This is a genomic window from Cryobacterium gelidum, from assembly GCF_004403985.1.
GTDB lineage: Bacteria > Actinomycetota > Actinomycetes > Actinomycetales > Microbacteriaceae > Cryobacterium > Cryobacterium gelidum.
The window spans coordinates 101,270-114,116 of the sequence record NZ_SOHL01000020.1 but is presented as its reverse complement, the minus strand read 5'-3'; the positions used below and the strand labels follow the sequence as shown (position 1 = coordinate 114,116).

11 protein-coding genes are annotated in these 12,847 nt (G+C 64.1%); 9 read left to right on the top strand and 2 right to left on the bottom strand.

What is annotated here, in order from left to right; all coding sequences use genetic code 11:
* Positions 1 to 4 precede the first annotated feature (4 nt).
* Positions 5 to 487, bottom strand: coding sequence for an Lrp/AsnC family transcriptional regulator (locus tag E3T50_RS11710; protein WP_134552065.1), 483 nt, complete (start codon positions 485 to 487; stop codon positions 5 to 7).
* Between the two features lie 123 nt (positions 488 to 610).
* On the opposite strand from E3T50_RS11710, the gene E3T50_RS11705 reads away from it, so the two are divergent.
* The 5 genes from E3T50_RS11705 to E3T50_RS11685 all read left to right on the top strand — a co-directional run bounded on the left by E3T50_RS11705 (position 611) and on the right by E3T50_RS11685 (position 7,118).
* Positions 611 to 2,047 carry a gamma-aminobutyraldehyde dehydrogenase gene (locus E3T50_RS11705; RefSeq protein ID WP_134552063.1) on the top strand — a complete coding sequence of 479 codons (1,437 nt, stop codon included), beginning with the start codon at positions 611 to 613 and terminating at the stop codon, positions 2,045 to 2,047.
* 105 nt (positions 2,048 to 2,152) lie between these two features.
* On the top strand, positions 2,153 to 2,956 hold the full coding sequence (locus E3T50_RS11700) for a PP2C family protein-serine/threonine phosphatase (RefSeq protein WP_134552061.1): 804 nt from the start codon (positions 2,153 to 2,155) through the stop codon (positions 2,954 to 2,956).
* Positions 2,957 to 3,001: 45 nt separating this feature from the next.
* On the top strand, positions 3,002 to 3,361 hold the full coding sequence (locus E3T50_RS11695) for a zinc ribbon domain-containing protein YjdM (RefSeq protein ID WP_134552059.1): 360 nt from the start codon (positions 3,002 to 3,004) through the stop codon (positions 3,359 to 3,361).
* A gap of 54 nt (positions 3,362 to 3,415) precedes the next feature.
* Positions 3,416 to 3,943 (top strand): FHA domain-containing protein, encoded by a 528-nt coding sequence (locus tag E3T50_RS11690; RefSeq protein ID WP_241990892.1) that lies wholly within the window; start codon positions 3,416 to 3,418, stop codon positions 3,941 to 3,943.
* A 106-nt stretch (positions 3,944 to 4,049) separates the two neighbouring features.
* The gene (locus tag E3T50_RS11685) at positions 4,050 to 7,118 is read left to right on the top strand and encodes an FtsK/SpoIIIE domain-containing protein (protein WP_134552057.1); all 3,069 of its coding nucleotides are present in this window, start codon (positions 4,050 to 4,052) and stop codon (positions 7,116 to 7,118) included.
* 33 nt (positions 7,119 to 7,151) lie between these two features.
* On the opposite strand, the gene ald is transcribed toward E3T50_RS11685, so the two are convergent.
* Positions 7,152 to 8,267, bottom strand: coding sequence for an alanine dehydrogenase (gene ald / locus E3T50_RS11680; RefSeq protein WP_134552055.1), 1,116 nt, complete (start codon positions 8,265 to 8,267; stop codon positions 7,152 to 7,154).
* Positions 8,268 to 8,521: 254 nt separating this feature from the next.
* On the opposite strand from ald, the gene E3T50_RS11675 reads away from it, so the two are divergent.
* The 4 genes from E3T50_RS11675 to E3T50_RS11660 are packed head-to-tail and all read left to right on the top strand — an operon-like array spanning position 8,522 to position 12,673.
* Positions 8,522 to 9,736, top strand: coding sequence for an ABC transporter substrate-binding protein (locus tag E3T50_RS11675; protein WP_134552122.1), 1,215 nt, complete (start codon positions 8,522 to 8,524; stop codon positions 9,734 to 9,736).
* Entirely contained in the window at positions 9,736 to 10,935 is a 1,200-nt protein-coding gene (locus tag E3T50_RS11670) for an ABC transporter ATP-binding protein (RefSeq protein WP_134552053.1), read from the top strand. The genes E3T50_RS11675 and E3T50_RS11670 overlap by 1 nt, the downstream gene beginning before the upstream one ends.
* Before the next feature lie 2 nt (positions 10,936 to 10,937).
* The gene (locus tag E3T50_RS11665; RefSeq protein WP_134552051.1) at positions 10,938 to 11,870 is read left to right on the top strand and encodes an ABC transporter permease; all 933 of its coding nucleotides are present in this window, start codon (positions 10,938 to 10,940) and stop codon (positions 11,868 to 11,870) included.
* Positions 11,867 to 12,673, top strand: coding sequence for an ABC transporter permease (locus tag E3T50_RS11660; RefSeq protein ID WP_174722463.1), 807 nt, complete (start codon positions 11,867 to 11,869; stop codon positions 12,671 to 12,673). Before E3T50_RS11665 ends, E3T50_RS11660 begins: the two co-directional genes overlap by 4 nt.
* Positions 12,674 to 12,847: the final 174 nt, after the last annotated feature.

Here is a 12,847-nt window from a genome sequence, read left to right as displayed (position 1 = left end):
TTTTTTACCGTGTTCCCCAGTTGTAGAACTGTTTGCGGAGTTTGAGATAAACGAACGTCTCGGTGGAGAGGACTCCCTCGAGATTGCGGATCTTGGAGTTGAGCAGTTCGAGCAGTTCGTCGTCGTCTTCGCAGACAACCTCGGCGAGGATGTCAAAGGTGCCGGCCGTGAGCACGACGTAATCCACGGCATCGATTGCGGCCAGGTGCTCGGCGAGCACGCGGGTGTCGGCCGAAGCGCGGATGCCGATCATGGCCTGGCGAAAGAAACCCAGCTGCATCGGGTCCGTCACGGCGACGATTTGCATGACGCCCGAGTCGGTGAGCTTCTGCACTCGTTGGCGCACGGCCGCCTCGCTGAGACCGACGGCTTTGCCGATCTCCGCGTATGACCGACGCCCGTCGGCTTGAAGCTGTTCGATGATCTTCTTCGACACATCGTCGAGCTGGGCCGGCTTGGGCGGGTGACCACGCCTTTGTCCATTCATGCATCGATTCTGTCAGTCTAAATACACTTCGGCAAGCGAATCAGTCGCACATTATGCAGATCACCGTTGATTTCATTTGTGGATCTGGGTGCAAATCAAAATGGAATAGGTACACTGATTCGCATGAGTGCCCCCGAACTACGCAACTTCATCAATGGCCAGTACGTCGACTCCACATCGTTGGATCGGTTCGACCTCGTCGATCCCGCGACCGAAACGGTCTACGGCAGTAGCCCGGTGTCGAATGCGTCCGACGTGGACACGGCCTACCGGGCTGCGGCATCCGCTTTCCAGATCTGGGGAGAGACGACACCGGCAGTGCGGCAGCTCGCGCTCTTTCGAATAGCGGATGCGGTGGAGGCGCGCGCGGAGGAATTCGCCGACGTCGAGTCGCTCGACACCGGGAAACCACGCTCTACCCTGGTCGACGATGAGATTATGCTCTCGGTCGACCAGATTCGCTTTTTTGCCGGCGCCGCCCGCACTCTCGAAGGCCGTGCGGCCGGCGAGTATATGACCGACCACACTTCTTTCATCCGGCGGGAGCCGATCGGCGTCGTCGGCCAGGTCACACCCTGGAACTACCCCTTGAATATGGCGGTCTGGAAGTTTGCGCCCGCCCTCGCCGCCGGTAATACCACGGTGCTCAAACCGTCTGATACAACCCCGAGCGCGACCCTGCTGCTCGCCGAAATCGCTGCGGAATTCTTGCCAGACGGCGTGCTCAACGTGATTACCGGAGACCGCACGACCGGCGCGGCCATGATTGACCACAAGACCCCGCAGCTCGTCTCAATCACCGGTTCGGTTCGGGCCGGAATGGCCGTGGCCGAGGCTGCGTCACGCGACCTCAAGCGGGTGCACCTGGAATTGGGAGGGAAGGCGCCGGTGATCGTGTTCGACGACGCCGATATCGAACTCGCCGTTGCCGGGATCGTCGCCGCCGGCTTCTTCAACGCCGGCCAGGACTGCACCGCGGCTACCCGACTGCTCGTGCAGGGCGGCATTCACGACGAATTCGTCGCCGCGCTCGCCGCCTACGCACGGGACAATGCCCGCACGGGAACTCCCACCGAGCAGGGGATCTTGTTCGGACCGGTCAACAACGCCAACCAGCTTGCCCAGGTCTCTGGCTTTGTCGACCGGCTGCCCGACCACGCCGTGCTCGAACTCGGCGGTCATCGGTTGGGTACCACCGGGTATTTTCACGAAGCGACCATCGTCAGTAATCTGCTGCAGACCGACGAGGCGGTACAGCAGGAGATCTTCGGCCCGATGATGACCGTGCAGCGTTTCACCGACGAGGCCGAGGCGCTGCGGTGGGCGAACGACGTGCAGTACGGTCTGGCATCGTCGGTATGGACCCGCGATCACGGTCGCGCGATGCGCTTGGCCAAACACCTCGACTTCGGCTGCGTATGGATCAACACGCACATTCCGATCGTTGCCGAGATGCCGCACGGCGGTTTCAAACACTCCGGCTACGGTAAAGACCTCTCGATGTACGGGTTCGAGGACTACACGCGCATCAAACACGTGATGTCGTACATCGGGCACTAGTCGGTCCGGTGGGCCCGAGTGGTGACGTTATTATGGTCCAAGTCCTTCGGTGAACGTTGGAACGGCGGGGACGGATTCGTGCCCCACACTCGGAAGGCACCACCCGTGACCCAGATTGGTCAAGGTTCGACCGAATTTCGCGTCGAACTGCCCAGCGTCGGAACGACGGTAACACTGGCTTGGGCAGCCCTGACCGATGTCGGTCATCGCCGCGAGGTCAACGAAGACAGCTTGCTTGCCGCACCGCCGCTGTTCGCCGTCGCCGACGGCATGGGCGGTCACTCGGCTGGCGATGTCGCCAGCGGTGCCGTCGTAACCAGGCTCGCGGAACTCTCCGGAACGCTCGTCGCCGAGGCCGAATCGATCGATCGGGCACTCGCTCTCGCGGTTGAAGACATGGCGCAGGGTGTCGGAGTCACCGATCAGGGTACCGGCACCACGGTGACCGGCGTCGCATTGGCCCTGGTGTCGGATAACGCCAGCTGGATTGTGTACAACATCGGTGACTCACGGGTGTACCAGCTAACCGGCGGTATTCTCGAGCAAATCACCAACGATCACTCGGTCGTGCAGGAACTGGTCGACGCCGGGCGCATCACCCGCGAAGAGGCCGACGTACACCCCCACGGCAATATCATCACTCGCGCCGTCGGCTTCCACGAACCGCCGATTCCCGACTACCGTATCGTGCCGCTTCTGGCTGGCATGCGCATTCTGATCTGTTCCGACGGTCTCACCAAGGAACTCACCTCCTACGGCATCCGGCATTTTTTGCTCGAAAAGAAGCTCGCACAGGATGCCGTCGCGGCGATGGTCGAGGCGGCCCTGGAAAATGGTGGTCGCGACAACGTCACGGCGATCGTGGTCGACGTGCTCGCGGTCGAACCGTACGAGACGCCCGAAGCCTGACCGCGTCAGCTGCCTGCCGTCGCCGTCCCTGGGCAGTCGCGTATCATGACACGAGTGGATGAGACCCTGCCCCCGTGCCCTGAATGCTCCAGCGACCTGACCTACGAGATGGGCGCGTTGCTGGCTTGTCCGCTCTGCGCTCACGAATGGTCGAACGAGCCGGCGGACGACGAGCAGGATCAGGAAACCGTGGTCAAGGACGCCTTTGGAACCGTCCTGAACGACGGGGACACCATTTCGATCATCAAGGACCTCAAGGTCAAGGGCCAGTCGCTGTCGATCAAGGTCGGCACCAAGGTGCGCAACATTCGCCTCTCCGATCCGGTCGACGGCCACGACATCGACTGCAAGGTCGATGGTTTCGGCTTCATGCAGCTCAAGTCCAGCGTGGTCAAGAAGGTCTAGGTCGAGGCGATCGTGACCTGTCAGATATGCGGTGCCTCGTTGTCGGTTGGGGCTATGTTCTGCGGTGGATGCGGCAGCTCCCGCACCGCCACCGCGGAGTCGCGCAAGCGCCCGGACCCCCGCCCGAACGACACGACGATCATTGCGCGCCTGCCGCGCCCGACCGGCGTCATTTCTGTGCCGATCCCCGCGGGCGTTGCGACTACCGTACCGACCGCAGCGCCGACTAACGCACCGACCGCCGCGCTGCCGAGCAGCGTGACCTTCGTCATGAGCTTCAGCACCGGCCAGCGGGTGTCGGTGCAGGGCTCCGGTCTGATTGGACGAAAACCCTTGCCCCAGCCCGACGAGATTTTCGACGATCTGATTTGGGTAACGGATGCCGACCGATCCGTCTCGAAGACCCACCTCGAATTCGGCCAGCACGATGGCGAGTTCTGGGTCAGTGACCGCGTCTCGGGCAACGGTACGGTGATTCGCCGACCCGGCGAAACGGCCGAGTCACTCGAACCAGGACGACGGTACGTCCTGCCGCGCGGTACCCGGGTCGAAATCGCAGACCACTCCTTCAGCGTCGCCTGAGGCGCTCGACCCAGGATGGCTCCTGCACCGGCAAGCACAACGCCGGTTGTGCACTGATAGCTCGATCGTGGCCCCTCCGTGGTCGCCGATCTGGTCTGCTGGACGCGTGTCCGCCGTCGATGAAACCCTGTCCCTGCCGCCCGCGCCGGCTGCGCTGCCGCACGTTGGGTTTCCGCTACTGGCCACGGTGGCGCCATTGGTCGCCGCTGGAGTGATCTGGATGATCACCGGCTCGGCCTTTGCGCTGATCTTCGCCGTTCTCAGCCCGATCATCGCTGTGGCCAGCATGTTCGATTCGAAACGCTCGGGTCGCAACCGCCACCGTGCCGAAACGGCCTCGCGCGCCGCGGCAGTGGCGCTGTTGCGTACGGTCATCGCCGAGCGTCAGTCCCGCCAGCGCGACGAAGCCTGGCAACACACACCATCGGCCCGAAATATTGTGTTCGGCCGTGCGGCGGCCGCACGTTGGCGACAAACGGATGCCACGCTCGTCGCGCTCGGGACGGGCCCGGTTGCGAGCGGCATCAGACTCGGCGGGGCGAGCGCCACGAACGAGCACCGGGAACTTTCGGAGTGGGCCGCGACCGTCACCGGTGCTCCCATCGTCGTCGACCTGACCCACGGGCTCGGCATCGTCGGGCCGCCGCCGTTGGCGACCGCCCTTGCCCGCGCCGTGTTCGTGCAGCTCTGCTTTGCCCTGCCGCCGACCGACCTCGGCGTTTCTCCAGATGGTCTCACCGGTTCCACAAACTGGAACTGGGTGGCTCAGCTTCCACACGTCGCGTCGACGCCGAGCAGGTTCACGCTTGTGCTGCGTGAGGCGGCGGCCGGAATGTCGAAGTCGGTCGTTAGTACCCCGGAACCCCGCGGCGTCGAGCCAGCCCGGGGGCGGCTGCTCCTTGCCGTGGCCACGCGGCTCGAAGATCTGCCCCCGGGCTGTGGAACGGTCGTGCGCGTCGGTGGGCCGGCACGGGCGCAGATTATCCGTTCGCCAAATCGCGCGCCGCCCCTCGATTTTTGCCCGGAACTGCTCGCACGGGCCGAAGCGGTCACCTTCGCGGTGACGATTGCCGGGCAGGCCCGGGCCGCCGGACTCCTGACAGCGGCCGGGCAACTCCCGGACACGGTCCCCATTCTGGAACTGCTCGAGCAGGTCGAGCAGGTCGACAAGGCTGCCGCGATCGACGGGGCGATCGACCGGGCGATCGATCGGGATACGGCACCGCCAAGCCTCGACTGCCTGATCGGCGTCGGCCGCGACGGGCCGGTGCGCATCGACCTGGTGCAGTCCGGGCCGCACGCCGTGGTTGGAGGAACCACCGGCAGTGGCAAGAGCGAGCTCCTCACCACCTGGGTCGTGGCGCTCGCCGCGACCTACTCACCCGGCCAGGTGAACTTTCTGCTCATCGATTTCAAAGGCGGCGCTGCCTTTCAACCACTCGGTCGGCTGCCGCACTGCGTCGGCCTCATCACCGACCTCGATTCGAACACGGCCGCGCGGGCCCTGGCCAGTTTGGGGGCCGAACTTCGCTACCGTGAGCGCATGCTGAGCGAGGCCGGAGCGCGGGACGTGACCGACGTGCGGTTGGAGCATCCGCTTCCCCGGCTTGTCATCGTCGTCGATGAGTTCGCGACCATGCTTGGAGTGTTTCCTGAGCTGCACGCTCTCTTTGTCGACATCGCCGCCCGGGGACGGTCGCTCGGCGTCCACCTGATTTTGTGCACGCAACGGCCGGCCGGCGTGGTGCGTGACGCGCTGCTGGCGAACTGCAGCCTGCGATTGTCGCTGCGCGTGAATAACCGCGCCGACAGCCAGGCTGTGATTGGCACGGATGCCGCGGCCGCGTTGGCGCCGAATCAGCCCGGCCGGTGCATGATCGCCACCGAGTCGAGCGCGCCGGTGCTCTGCCAGGTGGCCACAACCGGGGATCTCGACATTGCGAGCATCGCCGCGGCCCCGCTGTCGATGCCCCGCACAGGCGCCCCGCGTCGTCCGTGGCTCGATGCGCTCCCGCCGCGGGTGACCGATGTCGACCTGGATGTGGCCGACCTGCAGGCTGCCGCCGCCGGCGAGGCCGTGACGACGGGCTACCGCCTCGGGTTGCTCGATGAACCCAACCGTCAGCGGTACCGCGTGTGTGCCTACAGTCCCTCCCACGACGGGAACCTGCTCGTCGTGGGAGGGGCGGGTTCGGGTAAATCCACACTGCTGCGCACGCTCTCCCGGGTGGCCGAACACCGGACCGAGGCCCAGCTGGTCACCGCCGACATCGAATCAGCCTGGGATGCCCTGGCGCAGATCAGTGCCCAGGTGGAAACGGGGCAGCAGACGTGGGAGTCGCCTCGGTTGATGCTCTTCGACGACTTTGACTCCGTGTGCGCCCGCTGGCAGCCAGACCATCGACTAGCGGCCGTCGACCTGCTCACCGGGCTGCTGCGCGACGGACCGGCCGCCGGTGTGCACGTCGTCGTCGCCGTGCAGCGGCAGACCAGCATGGTTCCCGGTCTGGCTGCCCTCTGCCAGAGCACCCTGCTGTTGAAACTGCCCTCCGTGCAGGATCACCTTGCAGCCGGCGGACAATCAGCCAGTTACCACCCGTCGCTGCCGCCAGGCGGGGGAGTCTGGCGCAGCCTGCGCGTGCAGCTGGTGGCTCCCGTGCTGGCGCTTCCCGTGCCGCCCGGTGCGTCCATCCCGGCCCTGCCCATTCCAGCCCTGCCCACGCACGGCCCGCTCCTGATCGTGTCGACGTCACCGGTCGGCACCGCAACCCGCCTGCGCGGTGCCTTGGGCATGCCGGTGATCGAACTGGCGGGAACGAGCGGGCCGGCGGCATCCGCCCTGCTGGTGTCGAGGGAGGAGAGTCAGCCGGATGCCCCTGGCCGACTGATCGTCGTCGGTGACCCCGAAGCCTGGCAGGCGCACTGGACGCTGCTGGCGCGATTGCGCGGCCCCATTTCGAGCGGTCAGGCTGCGAGTGAGCAAACGGCGAGCGGCCCGGCCAGCCTGGTGTTCGACCGGTGCAGCCTGTCGGACTTTCGGCTGCTCAGTCACCGCCGGGAGCTTCCACCGCCGCTGGCACCCGGGCGCGGACGAGTCTGGGTATTGCACCCCGACGGCGCGGTGACCCGGGCGACCTTGCCGGAGCCGGACTGCGGTGACAGGCCCGACCGGTGACGGCCCGACCGGTGACCGGCCCGACCGGTGTTGCTAGCGAAGAGCCTCGGCCACGGCCTGGTGCGGTAATCCGTGGGCGAGCGCGACGGGAGCGCTGGTCAGCCGCCCATCGAAGGTATTGAGCCCTCGGGCCAGCGCGGAGTCCGCCCGCAGGGCGTTGACCCAACCGAGAGTGGCAAGAGCACGCACATAGGGCAGCGTCGCATTCGTCAGGGCATAGGTCGAGGTATGCGGCACGGCGCCGGGCATGTTCGCCACGCAGTAGAACAACGACCGGTGCACGGTGAAGGTGGGGTCGGCGTGAGTGGTCGGGTGGCTGTCGGCAAAGCAGCCACCCTGGTCGACGGCGATGTCCACGAGTACGCTGCCCGGCTTCATCCGAGCCACGAGCTCGTTACTGATCAGCTTGGGGGCCTTGGCGCCCGGAATCAACACCGAGCCGATAACCATATCGGCCTCCGATGCGGCCCTGTCGATCTCGAAGCTGTTCGAGGCGATGGTCTTCACCCGGCCGAAGTGCAGGGCGTCGATCTCACGCAGTCGAAACAAGTTGGTGTCCAGTACGCTGACCTCAGCGCCGAGACCAAGCGACATCTGCATCGCGGCGGTGCCGGCGACACCGCCGCCGAGCACGACGATCTTCGCCGGATGGGTGCCCGGAACGCCGGGCACCAACAGGCCAGGACCGCCGTTCGGCTTGAGCATGGCATTGGCCCCGACGATCGGCGCCAGGCGGCCGGCGACTTCGCTCATCGGCGCCAACAACGGCAAGGCCTGCGAGGGCAACTGCACGGTTTCATAAGCGATCGCGGTGACACCGCTGGCGAGCAATGCCCGGGTCAGATCCGGTTCGGCGGCGAGATGCAGGTAGGTGAACAGCACCAGGTCGGCGCGAAAATAGCCGTACTCGCTCGCGACGGGTTCCTTGACCTTGAGCAGCAGGTCGGCGGCCGCCCAGATGCTTGCGGCGTCCGGCAGAATCGTCGCACCGGCCGCCGCGTACTGCTCATCACTGATCGAGGAACCTATGCCGGCACCGGCCTGTACGAGCACATCCTGACCGTGCAGCACGAGGTCATGCACTCCCGCCGGGGTGATCGCGACCCGAAACTCATTGTTCTTAATCTCGGTCGGAATGGCGATTCTCATGGTGTTCCTCTCGTGAAGCGTGCTCCTCAGTCGAAGCGTTCAGCGCCACTTCTCGCCACCACCCTAGTCGCGAAGAACGGGTGATTTCGAGGGCGGATGTTGAGAGTTTGTGCTGATTTCGTGACAAATCGGTTTCAAAATCACTGTTTAGAACTCTTTTCGGTGTGTCCACCACCGAAATGTGCAATTATCGACCAACTCGCAACGCAGCGAGTGCCGACCGTGTGCGTGCCCAGAATGCTAGGAGAACCATGATGAAGTCCAAGCCGCTGCCCGCCGATCCCATGATCCGCCAGCTCATTCGTCAGGCGCAGAACACTCAAATGGGCCGTCGCACGTTGCTGGCCGGTGCCGGTGCCGGTGCGACCGCTATCACGCTGGCCGCGTGCTCGTCCGGAGCCGCGGCCAAACCTACCGCTGCGGCCGATACCTCGGCCACCAACAAGACCCTCCGCTGGGACAATTGGGCGCTGTACATCGACGTGGATGATGCCGGCAGCTATCCGACCCTCGACGCGTTCAAGGCGCAGACCGGCATTTCGGTCAAGTACACCGAGGCCGTCGATGACAACAACTCCTACTACGGCAAGGTGAAGGACCAGCTCGCCCTCGGACAGGACATCGGCGCCGATGTCGCCTGCCTGACCGACTGGATGGTCAGCCGCATGATTCGGTTTGGTTACACCCAGGAACTGGACCACGCCAACATTCCCAACCTTGCCAACCTGCTGCCGTCCCTGCAGAACGTCGACTTCGATCCGGGCCGGACCATGAGCGTGCCGTGGCAGGGCGGTTTCGCCGGCCTGGCCTGGAACAAGGAGAAGTATCCGCAGGGACTCAAGTCGGTCGAAGACCTGTGGGCCCCTGAGCTGAAGGGCCGCGTCGGTGTACTCTCCGAAATGCGCGACACCATGGGCCTGATCATGCTCGATCAGGGCATCGACATTTCCGGCAAATGGGGCGAGGAGGAATTCACCGCCGCCATTGACGAGTTCAAGAAGCGGGTCTCCGACGGCCAGATTCGCAACATCAAGGGCAACTCCTACAAGGAGGACCTCGCGAACGAAGATACTCTCGCCGCCATCGTCTGGTCGGGAGATATCGTGCAGCTCAACGCTGAAAATGGCGACAAATGGGGCTTCATCGTTCCCGAAAAAGGCGGCACGCTCTGGAACGACAACTTTGTGGTGCCGATCGGCTCGCCCGGCAAGAAGAACGTCGAAGAACTCATCAACTACTACTACGACCCGGCCGTCGCCGCCGAGGTCGCCGCATACGTCAACTACATCACCCCCGTCGCTGGCGCCAAGCAAGCCATGATGGCCATCGACCCGTTACTGGCCGAAGATTCGCTGATCTTTCCCGATGACGCGACCCTCGCCAACGCTTACGTCTTCCGAGGTCTCGATGGCGCGGAGGAACAAACCTTCAACGGACAGTTCCAGTCGATTCTGCTGGGTGCAGCCTGATGACCATCGGTGCGTTCGCTGATCGTGGCGCCGACCTGCAACTGGTCGGTATCGAGAAACGTTTCCCCGGGTTCACCGCCATTGAAAATCTCAACCTCACCATTCCGGCCGGGTCGTTCTTTGCGCTGCTCGGCCCCTCCGGCTGCGGCAAGACGACGACCCTGCGGCTGGTCGCCGGACTGGAAGAACCCACCGGTGGCCGAATCCTCATCGGCGGAGCGGATGTGACGAATCAGAAATCCTTCCAGCGCCCGGTCAACACCGTGTTCCAGAGCTATGCTCTCTTTCCGCACATGACCGTGCTGGAGAACGTCGCATTCGGGCTACGCCGACGCAAGATCGGCGATCCGGTCGCCAAGGCACACGAGGCACTGCTCCTGGTGGAGCTTGATCACCTTGCCCACCGCAGGCCACAGCAACTTTCCGGCGGCCAGCAGCAGCGAGTGGCCCTGGCCCGCGCCATCGTCAACCGACCGGCGCTGCTTCTGCTTGACGAGCCGCTCGGGGCCCTCGACCTCAAGCTGCGACGTCAAATGCAGCTTGAGCTGAAGACCATCCAGGAAGAGGTCGGCCTCACCTTCCTGCACGTGACGCACGATCAGGAGGAGGCCATGACCATGGCCGACATTATCGCGGTCATGAACAAGGGCCGCATCGAACAAATGGGCGAACCGCAGCAGCTCTACGAATTGCCCAAAACCGCGTTCGTCGCGAATTTTCTCGGCCAGTCCAACCTGTTCACCGGCCCGGTCGTCTCCACCACGGGTACCGCCATCGCGGTGGACGTTTCTGGGCAGAAGATCGTTGTGCCGCTTGAGCGTGCACACCGGGTGTCGGGCGCGGTCACGATCGGTGTGCGCCCCGAAAAACTCACGCTGCACGACGTCGCGCCGACGTACTCCGATGGCCGCAACGTGCTCGGGCCGGGCAGGGTCATCGACGTGTCGTTCAGCGGGGTCAGTACGCAGTACCTCGTGGCCGTGCCCGGAATTGGCACCCTGGTCGTGTTCGCCCAGAACATGGCCTTCGGACCGGCCGCGCACGTCGGCGCTGAGGTCTGGCTCAGCTGGAACGTCAACCACGGCTTCGGACTCGACGACGATCCCACCGATGCGCCGCGGTTTGAGGCGGACCTCGACACGAAGACCATCGCGCAGCAGCGTCGGTCCTCGCTGATCACGGAGTTTGAGGAGGCGTAGCGATGGCCTTCGCCGCATTTTCTTCGACAGCCCCGTCCGCTACGGCCGCGCCGTCGACCGATCCGGTCGCTCGGCGTCGCAGCCCGGTGGCGCTGTTCCTGCTGTTGCCGGGCATCCTCTATCTGGTGCTGTTCTTTCTCACGCCGCTGGTGTCGTTGCTGCTGACGTCGTTCCAGTCGCCGCGGGAGTTCGGCGATATCGGCCAATTCGACTACGCCTTCCGCTGGCAGAACTATGTCGAGGTCGTCACGACCTACTGGCCGCACATCGTGCGGTCATTCAGCTACGCGTTGGCCGCCACGTTCTTCGCGTTGCTGATCAGCTACCCACTCGCCTATTTCATCGGTGTGAAGGCCCGAAAGTGGCCGCTGTTGCAAAGTCTCATGCTCGTGCTCGTGATCGCGCCCTTCTTCATCAGCTTTCTGCTGCGCACCCTGGCCTGGAAGCAGCTGTTCTCCGATGAGTCTTTCGTCGTGCAGTCGTTGAAGGCGTTATCCCTGCTGGGGCCGGAAGCGCACGTGACCGGTACCGCTTTCTCGGTGATCTTCGGCCTGACCTACAACTTCATTCCGTTCATGACCCTGCCGCTGTATACGACGCTCGAACGACTCGACGTGCGCTACCTTGAAGCTGGCAATGACCTCTACGCGAGCCCGTTCCAGGTGTTTCGCAAGATCACCATTCCGCTGTCCATGCCCGGCATCGTGGCGGGCACCCTCCTCACCTTCATTCCAGCGGCCGGTGACTATATCAACGCCAGCCGCGACTTTCTCGGTGGTACCGGCACCCAGATGATGGGAAACGTGATCGAGGCGAACTTTCTCGTGCTGCAGAACTACCCCTCAGCGGCGGCCCTGTCGATCATTCTAATGACGGTTATCCTCGTGATCGTCAGCATCTACGTCAAACGATCCGGAACGGAGGAACTGCTGTGAAGCTCTCCCTCGGCAAGTGGCTGCTGCCCGTGTACAGCGGTCTGGCGCTGTTGTTTCTGATGATTCCGATCGGCTACACCTTCGTCTACTCGTTCAACGACTCGCTCAAATCGAACATCACCTGGCGCGGTTTCACCTTCGACAAGTGGCTCAATGTCTGCAACGTACAAAACGGCGCCGTCTGCCAGGCCTTCGGCAACAGCCTGTTCATCGGAGCCGTGGCCACGGTCGCAGCCACCACCCTGGGCACCATGATCGCGATCGCCATCGTGCGCTACCGGTTCAAGTTTCGGTCGCAAACCAGCTTGCTCCTGTTTCTGCCGATGGCCACCCCCGAGGTCGTCCTCGGCGCCGGCCTGGCCGCACAGTTTCTGTCGCTCGGTGTTCCGAAAGACATGCTGACGATCATTCTCGCGCACACCATGTTCTGCATCAGCTTCGTGGTGGTCACCGTCAAGGCGCGTGTCGCGAGCCTTGACCCCGCATTGGAGGAGGCTGGCCGCGACCTGTACGGCTCCGCCTGGCAGGTGTTCGCGCGCATCACTTTTCCGCTGCTACTGCCCGGCATTCTGGCGGCCGCGCTGTTGTCGTTCGCGTTATCGTTCGACGACTTCATCATCACGAATTTCAACTCCGGAGCGGTGACGACTTTTCCCAAGTACATCTACATATCGGCGGCGCGCGGCATTCCGGCCGAAGCTAACGTGCTCGCCTCGGCCGTGTTCATTCTCGCGCTCGTCGTCGTCGTCACGGTGCAGGTGTCGGGGGCGGCGAAGGCGCGGCGGCTGGCCAAGCTCAGCTGACCCACCCGGCACCGTGAAAAGCCTCGACCCGCTGGTCAACCCGGCGCCGGCGCCGGCCTGCCGCTGACCGGATCGATACGTTCTGTCGACGTGGTCGATGTGGGTGGGCGATCGCCACGCACCGTTCGACCACGTACCGCATAGTCATCGACGGCCGGCTTCGACCGCATCGCC